This window comes from Curtobacterium sp. YC1 (genome assembly GCF_016267665.1).
In the GTDB taxonomy this organism is placed as follows: Bacteria; Actinomycetota; Actinomycetes; order Actinomycetales; family Microbacteriaceae; genus Curtobacterium.
Genome location: NZ_CP066341.1, coordinates 360096 through 375363 on the forward strand (window position 1 = coordinate 360096; position 15268 = coordinate 375363).

Sequence of the window (15268 nt, forward strand, 5' to 3'; positions counted from 1 at the left end):
CGCCCGCCTGCCGGAGGGGTAGGCGGGCGTCGGGGAGTCGAGCGGAGCGTCAGGCGCGCGCGGCACGCAGCGCGCGGAGGTTCTCCTTGTCGGCACCGACCGCGGTGAGCAGCAGCAGCACACCGACGATCGCGTGGAACACGTTGTCGGTGGTGTTCAGCGCGAAGACGTTGGCCGAGGTGTCGACGAAGACGAAGCCGTAGACCGCGAACACGACGAGCAGGGCGCCCACGAGCAGGTTGCCGTTGCGCGAGCCGAGCGTGTTGCCGAGGCCGGTGATGAGCAGCACGACCGAGAGCAGCACCCACACCAGGCAGAGCGCCGGGTTGACCCCGAACGCGTTCCAGAGCATGCCACCCTGACGGCTGAAGAAGCCCGGGTCGCCGTCGGCGGCGAAGAAGAACCCCATGGCGCCCCAGAGGGCCAACAGGCTGCCGGCCGTGAGCGCGAGGCCCCGGTTCGGGGACGCGGTGATGCCCGGTTCCTTGATGGCCACTTCGGTCTCCTCCTCGTACACTGCCGACGCGACGTGCGTCGGTCCCGCGTGGTGCGCCGGTGCGGTGACGCCCGCGAGACCGGTCGTCCCGGCGCGGAGCGCTCGAGCGATCGGGGTGCGGTTCCCAGCCTCCGGCGAGTGCTCCAACGGTATCGTGTCGGACCCCGACCGACCGAATCGCAGCGCCGCCGCCAACCGTGCGACGAGCCCGACGACGACCACCCCGAGGAGGACCAGCCCGGTGACCTTCACACCCGAGCGCACTGCACCCGAGCCACGTGGACCGTGGGTCTCGCGGCGGTTGCGGTGGGCTGCACTGGCGGCTGTGGGGTTCGTGATCGTGCCTCTCGTCTACGCGGTCGCGGTGCTGACGCCGATGGGGCAGCGAGCGGAGGACGCCGCGCTCGGCGGGGTCCGGGAGTCCGACCTGTTCGGTTCGGACACCGCGCTCAACGTCATCTCGGTGCCGGTGATCCTGTTGCTCGTCGTCGTGATCGTCGCCGTGGCGTTCGCCAGGCGACGGTTGTCGGTGGGCCTCGGCGCGGGCGTCGTGGTGCTCGCGTCGGCGGCCACCTCGACGCTGGTCAAGGGTATCGCCGTGCGCCCGGAGATCGCCCAGTCGACGACCCCGAACTCGTTCCCCTCCGGGCACGCGACGATCGCGCTCGCGGCGCTGTTCGCGGTCCTCATGGTCACGCCGCGGCGGTTCCGCCCCCTGGTGACGGTGCTCGGCGCCGCGTACGCGGTGTTCGTGGCGAACCAGACCGTCGTGTACGGCTGGCACCGGGTCAGCGACATCATCGGCGCCTGCGCGATCGCGGTCTTCTGGCTCGGTGCCGTCCGTGCCGCCGGTCCGCGGGTGGACCGAGGGCTGCGGGGCGACCGGGACGGACGACGGGGCCCGCGACGGGTGGTGAGTGTCGTCCTGCTCGTGGCGACCGGCGTGACGCTGGCCGTGGGGGTCGCGGCGCTCGTGCTCGGCGTGACCGGCGACGGCGTGCACGACCACGCGGCGGTCCTGGTGGCGGGGCGGATGGCGTCGAGTGCGAGCGTGCTCGCGGTCGTCACGGTGGTGTGGTTCCTGGACGGGATGCACCACGCCGCGCGCACCGACCCGGCCACCCTGCCGACCCGACCCTGACCGGGCGGGGCCGAGCCGGGCCTCCAGGCCGACGGGCCGACGGGCTGACGCACCGGACGCACCGGACGCATTGGACGCATCGGACGGACTCGTCCGCGCCGCACCGCGGCTGGCGGGAATGCCACGCCCTGCGCTACGTTGTACTCAGCAAGTCGATGCAAACGCATCGAAATGCTCGACACGACAGCTAGCCAGGAGGCGGCGCATCATGCAGTTCGGCATCTTCACGGTCAGTGACGTCACGACCGACCCCACGACCGGCACCACGCCGGACGACACCACCCGCGTCCGGGACATCACGACGATCGCCGAGCACGCCGACCAGGCCGGCCTCGACGTCTTCGCCACGGGGGAGCACCACAATCCGCCGTTCGTCGCCTCCAGCCCGACGACCATGCTCGCGTACCTCGCTGCCCGCACCAAGGACATCACCCTGTCGACGAGCACGACGCTCATCACCACGAACGACCCGGTGCGCATCGCCGAGGAGTACGCGATGCTCCAGGTCCTGTCCGACGGCCGGATGGACCTGATGATGGGCCGCGGCAACACCGGCCCGGTGTACCCGTGGTTCGGCCAGGACATCCGGCAGGGCGTCAACCTGGCGATCGAGAACTACGCGCTGGTCCGCCAGCTGTGGGAGAACGAGGTCGTCAACTGGCAGGGCAAGTTCCGCACGCCGCTGCAGGGCTTCACCTCGACGCCCCGCCCCCTCGACGGCGTCGCGCCGTTCGTGTGGCACGGCTCGATCCGCACGCCCGAGATCGCCGAGCAGGCCGCTTACTACGGCGACGGCTTCTTCCACAACAACATCTTCTGGCCCATCCAGCACACCGAGCAGATGGTCGGCCTGTACCGCCAGCGCTTCGAGCACTACGGGCACGGCCGCGCCGACCAGGCGATCGTCGGCCTGGGCGGGCAGTTCTTCGCGCGCAAGAACTCGCAGGACGCCGTCGACGAGTTCCGGCCGTACTTCGACAACGCCCCGGTCTACGGCCACGGGCCCTCGATGGAGGACTTCGCCGCCCAGACCCCGCTCACCGTCGGGTCGCCGCAGCAGGTCATCGACCGGTACGCGGCCATGAAGGACCACGTCGGGCACTACCAGCGCCAGCTGTTCCTCATCGACCACGCCGGGCTGCCGCTCAAGACGGTGCTCGAGCAGATCGACATCCTCGCCGAGGACATCGTGCCGGAGCTGCGCAAGCTGAACGACGAGGGGCGCCCGGCCGACGTGCCGTCGGACCCGCCGTCGCACGCCTCGCGCGTGGCCGCGGCGATGGCCGCCGGCACGGTCGGCAGCGACCACGTCGCCGCCGAGGACGAGTGGACGGGCGCGTCCGTCTGACGCCTGCGCCATTCCCGGCCGACGTCACGGGCTCAGCGACACCTCACGGGATCGCTGGCGCGTGAGCTGTCGATCAGTGCGTGCGTTCGGCGGCGGGCTCCGCAACCGGGCGGGCCGGCACGAGCTTGAGGCCGACGACGCACCCGACGATCCCGGCGATGAACAGCACCCGCAGCACGGTGACGGGCTCGGCGCCGGTCGCCATGCCCCACAGCACGGTCAGTGCCGCGCCGGTACCCGTCCACACCGCGTACGCCGTGCTGATCGGGATGTGCTTGAGGACGTAGCCGAACGCCACCAGGCTGAGGACGATCGTGATCGCGAACACCAGCGTCGGGCCGGGCTCGGTGAAGCCGTCGCTCGCCCCGAGTGCGGTGGCCCACACGGTCTCGAGCGCGGCGCTGACGAACAGGACGACCCACGCCACGTCAGCTCACCACCTTGAGGCCGACGACGCACGCCACCAGGCCGAACACCAGGGCGAGGCGGGCGAACGACACGGCCTCCTGGCGACGGAGGACCGCGACGACGACGGTCAGCGACGCCCCGATCCCGACCCAGACGGCGTAGGCGGTGCCGACCGGGATGCTCTTCATCGCGAACGCGAGCCCGACCATGCTCAGCGCCATCCCGGCGACGAACACGATCGTCGGGACGACCTTCTTGAAGCCGTCCGACGCGCTCAGTGCCGTCGCCCAGACGGCCTCGAGCACGCCGCTCAGCACGAGGACGAGCCATGCCATGGAGTGGATCCTTCCGGTCGCCGTAGTCGCACGACTGTGCGACAACGGCGTCGACGCTAGCACGATTTGGTACGACTGTGCGAGTATGTCGCCGTGGCCAGGAGCATGGACGTCGACGAACGGCGCCGCACCGTGTCCGAGGCGGCCTGCCGGGTCCTCGCCCGCGACGGCATCGGCGCGCTGAGCGTGCGGAACGTCGCCGCCGAGGCCGGGCTGCCGCCGAGCACCGTCCGCTACACGTTCCCCACGCAGGCGAGCGTCCGGTCGCACGCGCTCGAGCTGGTCTTCGACGCGACCGCCGACCGTGTCGACGCGATCCCGGCCGACCTGCACGGCACCGCCTACGCCCGGGCCGTCCTGCTCGAGCTGCTGCCCCTCGACCAGGAGCGCCGCGTCGAGCTCGACGTCTACCTCGCCCTCGGCACCGCGGCCCTGACCGACGCCGAGCTGCGCCCGATGCACGACCGGGTCGTCGACGAGATGCGGGAGTGGTGCGGCCGGATCCTGCGCGCCGTGGGGGTGCCCGCCGCCGACGTGCCGTACGAGACGCGACGGCTGCACGCCCTGGTCGACGGGCTCGCGATGCACATCGTGCGGCTCGACCCCGGTGGGGACGCCTCGTGGGCGATCGACACGCTCGACCGGCACGTGGCGGGCATCGCGCGGGTGTGACCCGCGCGGCACGGTCGCGTCGCCGGGACGGTCGCGGTCGCGCTGCCGGGCGCGGGCGCAGGCTCGCACGACACGGGTCGCCTATCCTGTCCCGGTGACGACGACCACGCCGCCGCCGCAGCGCACCCGGAGCCTGACCGGCCCGGGCCTCGTGCTGCTCGCCGTCGTCGTCCTGCTGGGCATCCGGCTGTTCTCCCCGAGCATCGGGACCGCGGGGCTGCCGGACGTCGTGCAGGACTTCCTGACCCTGGCGATCAGCGTCGTCGTCGAGTCGCTGCCGTTCGTGGTGCTCGGCATCGTGCTCTCGATCATCGTCGAGGTGTGGGTGCCGGTCGGCGCGCTCGAGAAGGTCCTGCCGCAGAACGCGTTCGGGCGCCGGGCCGTCATCTCCCTGATCGGCATGCTGTTCCCGGTGTGCGAGTGCGGCAACGTGCCGCTCGCCCGCGGCCTGATGATGCGCGGCTTCACCCCGGCCGAGGCGGTCACGTTCCTGGTGGCCGCGCCGATCCTCAACCCGCTCGTCATCATCAGCACCGCGCAGGCGTTCGGCTGGTCCGGGTGGATCCTGCCGGTCCGGATCGTGGGCGGCTTCGTCGTCGCGAACCTGGTCGGCTGGATCGTCGCCGCGCACCGCCGTCCCGCCGACCTGCTGCTCCCCGCCTTCGAGGCCCGCTGCCGTGCCGCCGTGGGAGCGCCCCGCGGGCTGCACCGCTGGCGGCAGAGCGCTGCGCAGTTCGGCGGCGAGAGCGCGACGATGATGCCGGCGCTGTTCGTCGGTGCCGGCCTCGCCGCCGCCATCCAGGTCGCCGTGCCCCGCTCCACCCTGGTGGCGATCGGCTCGAACCCGGTGCTGTCCGTCGCCGCGATGATCCTGCTCGCCATGACGATCTCGCTGTGTTCGAACGTCGATGCCTTCTTCGCGCTGTCCTTCGCGTCCACGTTCCTGCCCGGGTCGATCACGGCCTTCCTGATCATCGGGCCGATCATCGACGTCAAGATGCTCGCTTTGCTGCGCACGACCTTCCGGGTCCGGTTCCTGGTGCTGCTGTCCGTCGTGTGCGTCCTGTTCGCCGGAGCCGTCGGGTTGGTGATGAATGTCCTCGTCTGATGCACGCAGCAACGCGCCCGCGTACCTGGGCCTCGGGTCGGTGCTGGCCGTGGCGCTCTGCACGCTGTGGCTCGCACTGGTCGGGCACCTCGACCTGTACATCAACCCGCGCTACTCGGTGTTCACGGTCGTGCTCGCCGCCGTCGGGGTGCCCGCGTCGATCGCCGGCCTGGTCGTGATCGCCCGGGGCCACGGTCACACCCACGGCGACGAGGCGGACGAGCACGACCACGGAGCGCACGCGCCGGCACGCGGTCGCGGCGTCCGACTCGCCCTCGGCGGTGCCGCGGCGGTCGTCACGGTCGGTGTCACCGTGGCGATGCTCGTGCTGCCACCGACGACGCTGTCCGCGCGGACCGCACAGCAGCGCAGCGTCGACTCGGCCACGCTGTCGAACGCCACCGGCTCCGAGGCGGCGGTCGCGCTGCTCGGCAGCGAGGGTGTCGACACCTCGGAGTACGGCGTCAAGGACTGGGCCGCGCTCATCCGGCAGACCACGGACACCACGGCGCTCGTCGGCAAGCAGGTCGAGCTCACCGGCTTCGTCGTCCCGGGACCGCAGGGCTCGTTCACGCTGACGCGGTTCGTCATCAGCTGCTGCGCCGTCGATGCCCAACCGGTCGGGATCGGGGTCGTCGGCGACGGCAAGGGCGGCGACGCCGTGCCGGACGAGGGGCAGTGGGTCACCGTCCGCGGGGCCCTGGCGGCGAACCCGGACCAGTCCGCCGACGCCCGCATCGTGATCCGGGCCGCGACGGTCACCGAGATCGCGCAGCCGGAGGACCCGTATGAGTATTGAGGCCCCGGGCCGCGGGGACCACCGCGCGCGCCGACCGGTCGCGCACCGGTTCCACCGCCGGTACCTCGCGGTGGTGCTCGTGCTCGCCGTGGTCGCCGCGCTCGCCGCGGTCGTCGGGTCGCAGCAGGGGCCGCGGCTGCGCGACGTGTCGTACGACGCCGGCGACCTGGTGTCCCGGCCGGCACAGCGCGTCATCCTCACCGCGAACCAAGCACTGCAGCGGGTGGCGCCCGACGACGTCCGGGTCAGCCCGGCGGCGGCGCACACGGTGACGTCGAGCGGCAACACCATCGCGGTCGAGTTCGACGGACCCCTGGCCTACGACAGCGACTACACGGTGACCGTCACGGACGTCCGGGCTCCCGGGCAGCGGGCGACCTCGGACCTGACGGCCGCCGTCCGGACCGGCAGCACGGACGTGCTCGCACTCGTCCCCGGGGCGCCGGGGGCGCAGGACCGCATCGTGCGCCGCTCGCTCGACGCCGGTGGCGCGACCACGGTGTACCAGGGGACCGCGATCTCGGAGTACGCCCGCCTGGGGCGCTCGCTGGTGGTGGTGAGCGGCACGGACGCGCGCTCCTCGGTCGACATCGTGCCGCTCAGCGGCGGGGTGCAGGACGAGGACGCCCCGGTCGAGCACCTCACCCTGCCGACCTCGGCGGGCCGGGTCACGGCGCTGCACGCGGCGGACGACGGCGCCTCGTTCGGCTTCGAGTACGCCGACACCTCGACCGGGCAGTCCCGCAACACCGGGCTGTACGTGGTCGACATGACCGGCACGCACCTGCCGACGGCGATCGCCGAGGACGGCACGCCCCGGACCGGCGCCGTGCCCATGACGGTCGGCCAGTGGGCCTACGTGCCCCGGACCGAGAGCGCGTTGGTCCGCACCGGCAGTGACGACCTGGTGCTCGTCGACATGAGCGGCCGCGCCGACCCCGTGCGGCTCGGCAGCGCCACGTACCTGCACGGCTTCGTCGGCACCGGCACGACGGCGGTGGTGGAGACCGGCACCGGCATCGTGCGCCTGGACCTGACCGACGGTGCGGAGCGTGCGCTGCAGGCGCCCGCGGCCAGTACCGCCGCGGCCGTCCTCGGCCGGATCGCCCAGCTGACGGACGACACGTACCTGCGTGTGCTGGGGGACGTGCGGTCGGACGGCACCATCGCGGCACGGGTCGTGCGTGTGGACGGGGACCGGGCCTCCCGGCTGCCGGTGACCATCCCGGACGACGCGAGCGTCACGGCGGTCTGCCCGTCGCCGAACAGTCAGTTCGTCGCGGTGGCGACGAAGTCGGCCAGCGGCGAGCTGGTGAGCATCGTGGACGCGACCTCCGGCGCGCTCGAGGCGAGTGTCGACGCCGGTTCCGTCGATTGGTGCGGTGCGCTGCCGTCCGGTGACGAGGTCGGCTGACGGTCCGACGGACAAGCAGGCAGAACGACGGGAGGCCCGGTACCAGCTGGTACCGGGCCTCCCGTCTCACAAGTGGTGACGACTACGCCAGCGTGGCCGCGTCGATCACGAAGCGGTAGCGGACGTCCGACGACAGGACGCGCTCGTAGGCCTCGTTGATCTGGTCGGCGCTGATGAGCTCGGTCTCCGGCAGGATGTCGTGCTCGGCGCAGAAGTCGAGCATCTCCTGCGTCTCGCGGATGCCGCCGATGGCCGATCCGGCCCAGCTGAGCCGGCGCGGGATCAGGGCGAAGGCCGGGACCTCGAGCGGCTCCGACGGGGCACCGACGTTGACGAGCGTGCCGTCCACCTTGAGCAGGCCGAGGTAGGCGCCCATCGGGATCTTCGCCGAGACGGTGTTGATGATGAGCTCGAAGGAGTTCGCGAGCTGCTCGAACGTCTCCGGGTCCTTCGTCGCGTAGTGGGCCGTCGCGCCGTAGCGGAGCGAGTCCTCCTGCTTCGAGGTGGTCTGCGACAGCACCGTGACCTCGGCACCCATCGCGACGGCGATCTTGACGGCCATGTGACCGAGGCCACCCATGCCGACGACCGCGACCTTCGTGCCGGGGCCGGCCTTCCAGTGGTGCAGCGGCGAGTAGGTGGTGATGCCGGCGCAGAGCAGCGGCGCGACCTTCTCGATGTCGAGCGACTCGGGGACGCGGAGCACGAAGTCCTCGTTCACCACGACGGCCTGCGAGTAGCCGCCCTGGGTGATGCTGCCGTCGGCCGGGTCGACGCCCGCGTAGGTCTGGATGTTGCCCTTGAGGCAGTACTGCTCCTCGCCGGCGAGGCAGTTCTCGCACTCGCCGCACGAGTTGACCATGCAGCCCACGCCGACGCGGTCGCCGACCTGGTGCTTGGTGACGTTCTCGCCGACGGCGGTGACGTGGCCGACGATCTCGTGGCCGACGACCTGCGGGTACTGGATGGGACCCCACTCACCGCGGACGGTGTGGATGTCCGAGTGGCAGATGCCGGCGTAGGCGATGTCGATCTCGACGTCGTTCGCGCCGACGTCACGACGGGTGATGGTGGTCTTGACGAGCGGCTCGGTGGCGGACGGTGCCGCGTAGGCGTTGACGGTACGCAATGGTCTCCTCGTGGGGGTGGAGTGTCCGGGCCGGGTGCGGCCCGCATCCAGTCTCGTGGAGCGCGCCATCGGGTGGGAGGTACAACCAGGACACCCCTGTGCGGACCGACAGTCGCGGGTCAGACCAGCCGGGCGAGTCGCTGTCCGGCGATCCGGGCGAAGCGCAGCGGGTCGGTCAGGGCGTCGTCGGGTTCGCCCGTCGTCTGCGTCGCGAGCACCGTCAGCGAGGCCGCGGCGTCGAAGTCGTCGAGCGGGGCGTCGATGTCCCCGGCGACGAGCATCGCGCGGGCACCGGGCGCGTGCGCCGCCGCCGACGCCCGCACGGCGCTCGGGACCTTGCCGACGGCGGACTGCGCGTCGTACCGACCCTCGCCCGTGACCACCACGTCGGCACCGTCGAGCAGAGCCGGCAGGCCCAGGACGTCAGCGATGCCCTGGGCCCCGCCGACCAGCGTCGCGCCCCACGCGAGCATCCCGAAGCCGACGCCACCGGCCGCACCGGCGCCGGGCGTCGACGGGTCCACCTCGGGGAAGCAGCGCGCCCAGTCGGCCAACCGGGCGTCGAACGCCGCGACACGGTCGGGTGTGATGCCCTTCTGCGCGCCGAAGACCGCGGCCGCGCCGTCTGGTCCGAGCAGGGGCGAGGCCACGTCGGTGAGCACGACGGCACCCGGCGCAGGTGGGCGGCGCAGGTGCGTCGTGTCGACGGACGTGACGTCGTCCAGCAGTTCCGCTCCCTGACGCCACCTCGGCGGGTGCTCGGGGACCGCGGGGTCGACGTGGACGAGTGCGCCGAGCCCGATGAGTGCGTCGACGCCGCCGTCGGTCGAGGCGCTGCCGCCGATGCCGAGCACGAGTCCGGTCGCCCCGGCGTCGAGCGCGGCGGCGATCGCCTCACCGAACCCGCGGCTCGTCGCGGTGTCGGGCAGCGGCTCGTCGAGCAGGAGCAGGCCGCTCGTCGCCGCGAGCTCGACCACGGCACGACCGTCGGGCAGCTGGAGCCAGTGGGCGTCGACCGGGGTGCCGGCCGGCCCGGTGACGGTGACGGGGACCCGGACGGCCCCGGGTGTCGCGGCCGCGAAGGCGTCGAGCGTGCCCTCGCCGCCGTCGGCCATCGGGACGAGGACGACGTCGTCGTCGGGGCGTTCGGTCAGCCAGCCGTCGCGGATGGCCGAAGCGATCGCGGCTGCCGTCGCGGTGCCCTTGAACGAGTCCGGAGCCACGATGATGCGCACGGGTCCACCGTAGTGGCCGGTCGCGGGGCGCCGGCGTGTGCGCGGGACGCCGGCGTGTGGGCGGGGCGCCGGCGTGTGCGTGGGACGCCGGCGTGTGCGCGGGACGCCGTCTTCTGCGCGAGACGCCTCCGATCCCGGCGGCGTCTCGGCGGCATGGGGGCGTCGAGCGGAGACGCCGGTGTGTTGCAGAGGAACGCGTCGAGCGGGGACGCAGCGTCAGCGGGCCAGCGACGCCGCGGACTCCGGCGCCGGCAGCGCGAACCGTGGGTGCGGCGCACCGCCCGTCGCGAGGTCCGCGAGCATCTCCCCCAGCAGCGGCGCGAACTTGAAGCCGTGCCCCGAGAACCCCGTCGCGACGGTCAGCGGCCCCACCCGGTCGATCACGAAGTCCTCGTCGGGGGACGTGTCGTACAGGCAGCTGATGAAGGTCGGCCGCGTCGCGTCGACCCCCGGCACCCACCGCGCCACGTACGCCTGCAGCCGCTCGGACTCCGCCGCCACGGGCACGAAGTCGCGCTGGTCCGGGTCGACGACGGGACCGGTGCCGTGGAACCCGACCTTGACGCCCTCGCCCGGCGTCAGCAGCCCGTACACGTCGTCGCCGTCGGCCCAGTGCACGAAGCTCGGCCACGCCGCGTCCGGCAGGTGGCTGGGGAAGTGCGCGGGCTGCTCCTGGGTGACGCGGATGGCCGGGAGGCCCGCCCCGCGTCCGGCGAGCAGGTCGCGGACCAGCGTGGGAGCCCAGGAGCCCACGGCGGCGACCACGGACGCGGTGCGGACCGCGGTGCCGTCGGACAGGGTCACGGTGACGTCGTCGCCGTGGTCGTCGAGCCCGGTGACCCGGGTGTCGAACCGCAGCTCGGCGAGCCCGGTCCGCTCGGCCAGGGTGAGCAGGATCTCGATGGTGCGCTCGGAGCGGATGCGCCCGGCGGTCGCGTGGGTCAGCACGTGCCCCTCGAACGCGATGCCCGGCCAGCGCGCGGCGGCGGCCTCCGGCGTCAGGGACTCGTGCGGGATACCGGCGGCGGCGAGGGCGGCGGCGATCGCGTCGACGACCTCTGGCCGACCGTGGTCGACCGCCCCCGTGCGGACGACGAGCTCCTCGCCGACGATGCCCTCGAGCTGCTCCCACAGGCGGAGCGCACGGGTCGTGAGCGCGACGTACTCGGCGTCGGCGTAGCCCTGCCGGAAGATCCGGGTCGCGCCGTGGGACGAGCCGAGGTGGTGCCCGCGGGCGTGCTGCTCGACCAGGAGCACGCGTTCGCCCCGGGCGGTGAGTGCGTACGCGGCCGCGGCACCGACGACGCCGGCGCCGATGACCACGGTGCGGGGAGTGGGGGAGGAGGCCATGCGGCGAGCGTACGACCTGACGGAGCGAGTGACGGGAATCGAACCCGCGCTACCAGCTTGGGAAGCTGGAGTTCTACCATTGAACTACACTCGCGCGCCCCGGTGGACGGGACGCAGCAAGCCTAGCGGATTCTCGCCTGGACGCCAGCCGACCGCTCACCGGACGCCGCGCGCCGGAGCCGTGTCGGGCCTCCCGAGTCTCCGCTGTGAGCCCGCCTGCCTGACGGACAGGTGTCGCGCCCGTGTGTACCGTCCAGGGAGTCCCAGCCCCCGACCGAGGAGGACCCGGATGGTCAGGCATCCCCTCATCGACGACGTGGTCGGTCGTGCCCTCGTGGTCGAGTCCGCCGCTCCCGTCGTGTGGTTGACGGACGCCCTCGCGTCCCTGCTCCGACGTGCGTCGGACGCGGGACGCACGGTGGTCCTGCGCACCGGACGGGGATCCGCGATCACCCCGGCCCTCCGGCACGCCCTCGGTGCGTACGGCGCCGCGTGGGCGGTCGCCGACTTCGACGGCACCCTGCGCGACGGGCGCACCGGCGTCGCGGCCTCGGACATCGAGGACTTCGTGCACCGCGGCCCCGAGCTCCTGGGCACCCCCTCGCCCGAGCACCCGGTCGCCGCCGACTCCGTGCGGCAGATCAGCATCGACCTGACCCTCCGCCACCACCCCGGCCGCGCCGTCGACATGGGCTCGGCGATCGAGGCGCTGTGCCACACGGTCGGCACCTGCCCGACCCGGTGGGGCACCGCCGAGCCCCTCACCGTGCCGTGGGACCGCTGGGTCGTCACGCAGTACGCCAAGCACGAGGCACCGGGCATCTCGACCTCGTACGCCGTCGGCGAGGGCTTCTCGGCCACGATGACCGCGCACCTGGTCGCGGGGGTCGTCGTCGAGACGATGTCGGCCGTGCTCACCGTGCCCGAGGAGAACACCGACCCCGACCTGGCGAACCGCATGTTCGACGCCGTGCAGCACGTCGCCGACCAGGTCGTCCCGGTGTTCGGCGTCGTGATGCAGCGTCGCGGGGACGCCGACCACCTGGTGCGTGCCGTCTCGCACGGTGAGCCGTCGCCGCTCGCCGTCGTGGTCGGGCCCGAGGCCGCCGGCTTCCTGGACCGCGACGGGGTGTGGCCGCCGCCGCGCACCACGACCGCCACGTTCGGCACGGGGGCACGCAGCGACGACCCGGATGCCGACGCCGGGATGATCGTCCGCTTCGAGGACGGCTGGGAAGCCCTGGAGTCCTTCCTCGACCGCATCGACGAGGACCGCTTCCTCCAGCTCGTCGGTGGTGCGCCGCTCGACCCCGCCCACGACGAGGGCACGCTCGACGGACACCTCCGGGACGGCCGTGTGGCGGGCGGTCAGGGTGCCGCGTGACGTCACGATCCTGAGTCGTCGCGCGATCGAGACCCGCGAGGTCGCCGAGGCGTTGCTGCTGCACGACGAGACGTGGGGTGTCCGCGCCCTCGACGAGGGGCCGATGCTGCAGGTCTGCCGTGACGCCACCCACCCGGTGATCACGGTGCTCGGCGTGCGGCGGGTGGACTCGTCGGACGAGGTCGAGCGGATCCTGCCGGACGCCCCGACCCTGACGACCCCGCTGTGGTGGGTGGACACCGTGACCCCGACCGGACCGGACGGCGAGGACGGCATCGCGGCCGCGCTCGACGCGGCCATGGAGCTCGACGCGGTCTGCATCGTCCACGGCGACTGAGCGGGTCGGACCGGGTCCGTGCCCCGAGCGGTCAGTCCCGCTTGCTCATCGCGGCGAGGCGCTCGTTGTAGGCCTTGAGGTCGGCGTCGCCGTCGCGGTCGGCCTTGCGGTCCAGGCGCTTGGCGTCGCGCTTGTCGGAACGCATCCAGTTCCGCACCACGAGCAGCGCCACGAACACCATGGGTAGCTCCGAGGCGCCCCAGGCGATGCCGCCGCCGGTGTGCTGGTCGTCGAGCAGGGCGGCGTCGTTCGTCTGCCCGAGCGCGTGGAACCAGTCGATCGCGAACACCGACTGCGACGTCATCACGGCGACGCCGAAGAAGGCGTGGAAGGCCAGGGTGGCGAGGAGCGTGATGATGAGCATCGGGTACGGCGGACGCTTCGGGCCCGGGTCGACGCCCACGAAGACCCAGAAGAACAGGTAGCCGCTGAGCACGAAGTGGACGATCATCGCGACGTGCCACTCGTGCGACTGCATCGCGGCCTGGTAGGCGGGCGTGAAGTAGAACACCACGAGCGACCCGGCGAAGATCACGCCCGCGACGGCGGGCTTGCCGAGGAACTGCAACCACCGCGAGTGCACGAACAGCATGAGCCACTCGCGCGCCCCGCGGGAGCCATCCGTCCGCACCGGCAGCGTCCGGAGCGCGAGCAGCACGGGGCCGCCGAGCACGAGCGGCAGCGGCACGAACATCATGAGCAGCATGTGCTGGAGCATGTGCGACGAGAAGTGGATCATGCCGTAGACGGCGGGGCCGGCCGAGGTGGTCCAGGCGAAGAGCGCGCACCCGATCAGCCACGCGATGGTGCGTCCGACCGGCCAGGCGTCGCCCCGCTGCCGGAGCTTGCGCACGGCGAGCAGGTACCAGACGGCGCCGACCACGGCGAGGCCGAGCCAGACCCAGTCGATGTGCCAGTGGGTCAGGTAGGTCTGCACGGTCTGGGCCGGCGGGAACGGGAAGCCGATGAGCCCGGAGCGGGTGTCCTCGCCCGTCTCCGGGGTCTGCGGGATCGGCGGCTGCGACCGGGACACCGCGACCGAGACGCCGATGGCGACCGCCATGAACACGATCTCGGCGAGGGCGAAGCGGGTGAACCGACCGCGGTCGAGCGGGGCGCGGAGCAGGCCCGGCACGAGCCGACGCCGCTGGACGACCCCGGCGACACCGAGCAGCACGAGGATGAGCGCCTTGACCGTGATGAGCCAGCCGTAGCTCGTCGTGACGAGGTCGAGCGGCCCGGTCAGGCGCAGCGAGGCGTTGACGACGCCCGAGAACGCGACGGCGCCGAAGGACCAGCCGGCGAGCGTCGAGTACCGGGCGACCACGCGGCCGGTGGCACCCTTCGTGCGCGTGCGCAGGACCAGCACGGCGACCAGCCCGCCCGCCCACACGCACACCCCGACCAGGTGGACTGCCAGGGAGTTGACCGCGTTCGCGTGCTCGAGCGAGCCGGCCGCGTGGCCGGACAGCGCGAGGGGGAGCAGTGCGAACAGGCTCGCCACGGTGCCGAACGCCAGGGTGGTGACGCGGGTGGCGAACGCGGCGATCACGGTCGCCACGAGGATCGCGACCGCGGAGACCACCAGCGCCTGGCCGATCTCGACCTGGAACGCGAACAGGGCGAAGTTGCGGGCGAAGACCGGGTCGGTCAGCGGGACGCCGAGCGTGTTCGCCCCGGTCAGGACGATGCTGACGGCCGCCGCCAGGAACCAGACGGCACCGGTCGCCGCAGCCCAGCGGGTCGCCCGGTGCTGCACGCTCGACAGGGCGCCGTGGTCCTTCTTCTGCGCCGGCAGGGCGAAGGCCGCCACGATGAGGAGTCCGACGGTGAGCGCCGCCATCGTGTCGTGCACGACCCGGGCGATCGGCAGCCCGTAGTCGACGACGTCGCCGGCCGAGACGAGCTGCTGATCGGCACCGAAGGCACCCGTGAACGTCAGGCCCAGGATCGAGCAGGCGACGGCGAGCGGGACCGCGATGACGAGGACCGTCGCGACGGTGGACGAGCGACCGGGCGAGGGGGCTGCGTCCGGTGCTGACCCGGTGGGCTGGGTTTCGGGTGACGTGACGGTCATGACCGTCCAATGGTAGGCGCGCCGGCTGGCAAGCA

Annotated in this window: 15 protein-coding genes and 1 tRNA gene; 8 read left to right on the forward strand and 8 right to left on the reverse strand. The window is 72.6% G+C overall.

Annotated elements, in window-relative coordinates; all coding sequences use genetic code 11:
* Positions 1-49: 49 nt before the first annotated feature.
* A complete protein-coding gene (locus I8920_RS01860) occupies positions 50-496 on the reverse strand; it encodes a DUF4383 domain-containing protein (RefSeq protein ID WP_198657507.1) in 447 nt (148 codons plus the stop codon).
* Positions 497-836: 340 nt separating this feature from the next.
* On the opposite strand from I8920_RS01860, the gene I8920_RS01865 reads away from it, so the two are divergent.
* A complete protein-coding gene (locus tag I8920_RS01865) occupies positions 837-1637 on the forward strand; it encodes a phosphatase PAP2 family protein (protein ID WP_198657508.1) in 801 nt (266 codons plus the stop codon).
* A 208-nt stretch (positions 1638-1845) separates the two neighbouring features.
* Positions 1846-2985 carry a CE1758 family FMN-dependent luciferase-like monooxygenase gene (locus tag I8920_RS01870; RefSeq protein WP_198657509.1) on the forward strand — a complete coding sequence of 380 codons (1140 nt, stop codon included), beginning with the start codon at positions 1846-1848 and terminating at the stop codon, positions 2983-2985.
* A 73-nt stretch (positions 2986-3058) separates the two neighbouring features.
* Here the strand turns inward: I8920_RS01870 and I8920_RS01875 are convergent, their stop codons facing one another.
* Together I8920_RS01875 and I8920_RS01880 are read right to left on the reverse strand one after the other, a co-directional pair.
* Positions 3059-3412, reverse strand: a complete 354-nt coding sequence (locus tag I8920_RS01875; protein WP_198657510.1) for a DMT family transporter — start codon at positions 3410-3412, stop codon at positions 3059-3061.
* 1 nt (position 3413) lies between these two features.
* Positions 3414-3728 (reverse strand): DMT family transporter, encoded by a 315-nt coding sequence (locus tag I8920_RS01880; RefSeq protein WP_198657511.1) that lies wholly within the window; start codon positions 3726-3728, stop codon positions 3414-3416.
* Positions 3729-3821: 93 nt separating this feature from the next.
* On the opposite strand from I8920_RS01880, the gene I8920_RS01885 reads away from it, so the two are divergent.
* From I8920_RS01885 to I8920_RS01900, 4 genes are all read left to right on the forward strand, one after another.
* The gene (locus I8920_RS01885) at positions 3822-4400 is read left to right on the forward strand and encodes a TetR/AcrR family transcriptional regulator (protein ID WP_232832787.1); all 579 of its coding nucleotides are present in this window, start codon (positions 3822-3824) and stop codon (positions 4398-4400) included.
* A 94-nt stretch (positions 4401-4494) separates the two neighbouring features.
* The gene (locus tag I8920_RS01890; RefSeq protein WP_198657512.1) at positions 4495-5508 is read left to right on the forward strand and encodes a permease; all 1014 of its coding nucleotides are present in this window, start codon (positions 4495-4497) and stop codon (positions 5506-5508) included.
* Positions 5495-6307: a TIGR03943 family putative permease subunit gene (locus tag I8920_RS01895; protein WP_198657513.1), complete on the forward strand. Its 813-nt coding sequence runs from the start codon at positions 5495-5497 to the stop codon at positions 6305-6307. The genes I8920_RS01890 and I8920_RS01895 overlap by 14 nt, the downstream gene beginning before the upstream one ends.
* Positions 6297-7721 carry a hypothetical protein gene (locus tag I8920_RS01900; RefSeq protein ID WP_198657514.1) on the forward strand — a complete coding sequence of 475 codons (1425 nt, stop codon included), beginning with the start codon at positions 6297-6299 and terminating at the stop codon, positions 7719-7721. The genes I8920_RS01895 and I8920_RS01900 overlap by 11 nt, the downstream gene beginning before the upstream one ends.
* Before the next feature lie 82 nt (positions 7722-7803).
* Here the strand turns inward: I8920_RS01900 and I8920_RS01905 are convergent, their stop codons facing one another.
* From I8920_RS01905 to I8920_RS01920, 4 genes are all read right to left on the reverse strand, one after another.
* Entirely contained in the window at positions 7804-8850 is a 1047-nt protein-coding gene (locus I8920_RS01905) for an NAD(P)-dependent alcohol dehydrogenase (protein WP_198657515.1), read from the reverse strand.
* Positions 8851-8969: 119 nt separating this feature from the next.
* Entirely contained in the window at positions 8970-10085 is a 1116-nt protein-coding gene (locus I8920_RS01910; protein WP_198657516.1) for a glycerate kinase, read from the reverse strand.
* A gap of 216 nt (positions 10086-10301) precedes the next feature.
* The gene (locus I8920_RS01915) at positions 10302-11435 is read right to left on the reverse strand and encodes an FAD-dependent oxidoreductase (protein WP_198657517.1); all 1134 of its coding nucleotides are present in this window, start codon (positions 11433-11435) and stop codon (positions 10302-10304) included.
* Between the two features lie 23 nt (positions 11436-11458).
* Positions 11459-11529 (reverse strand) — tRNA-Gly (locus I8920_RS01920).
* 195 nt (positions 11530-11724) lie between these two features.
* On the opposite strand from I8920_RS01920, the gene I8920_RS01925 reads away from it, so the two are divergent.
* Positions 11725-12819 carry a DUF6177 family protein gene (locus tag I8920_RS01925; protein ID WP_198657518.1) on the forward strand — a complete coding sequence of 365 codons (1095 nt, stop codon included), beginning with the start codon at positions 11725-11727 and terminating at the stop codon, positions 12817-12819.
* Complete coding sequence (locus I8920_RS01930; RefSeq protein ID WP_198657519.1) at positions 12809-13156, forward strand: hypothetical protein; 348 nt, start codon at positions 12809-12811, stop codon at positions 13154-13156. Before I8920_RS01925 ends, I8920_RS01930 begins: the two co-directional genes overlap by 11 nt.
* A 31-nt stretch (positions 13157-13187) precedes the next feature.
* Here I8920_RS01930 and I8920_RS01935 read toward each other — a convergent pair whose 3' ends face one another.
* A complete protein-coding gene (locus I8920_RS01935) occupies positions 13188-15233 on the reverse strand; it encodes a cytochrome c oxidase assembly protein (RefSeq protein ID WP_198657520.1) in 2046 nt (681 codons plus the stop codon).
* Positions 15234-15268: the final 35 nt, after the last annotated feature.

Excerpts from the sequence above, each read along its gene's own strand:
- I8920_RS01870 (WP_198657509.1), top strand. The coding sequence starts at position 1,846 with ATGCAGTTCGGCATCTTCACGGTCAGTGACGTCACGACCGACCCCACG.
- I8920_RS01880 (WP_198657511.1), bottom strand. The coding sequence starts at position 3,728 with ATGGCATGGCTCGTCCTCGTGCTGAGCGGCGTGCTCGAGGCCGTCTGG.
- I8920_RS01895 (WP_198657513.1), top strand. The coding sequence starts at position 5,495 with ATGTCCTCGTCTGATGCACGCAGCAACGCGCCCGCGTACCTGGGCCTC.
- I8920_RS01900 (WP_198657514.1), top strand. The coding sequence starts at position 6,297 with ATGAGTATTGAGGCCCCGGGCCGCGGGGACCACCGCGCGCGCCGACCG.
- I8920_RS01915 (WP_198657517.1), bottom strand. The coding sequence starts at position 11,435 with ATGGCCTCCTCCCCCACTCCCCGCACCGTGGTCATCGGCGCCGGCGTC.
- I8920_RS01925 (WP_198657518.1), top strand. The coding sequence starts at position 11,725 with ATGGTCAGGCATCCCCTCATCGACGACGTGGTCGGTCGTGCCCTCGTG.
- I8920_RS01935 (WP_198657520.1), bottom strand. The coding sequence starts at position 15,233 with ATGACCGTCACGTCACCCGAAACCCAGCCCACCGGGTCAGCACCGGAC.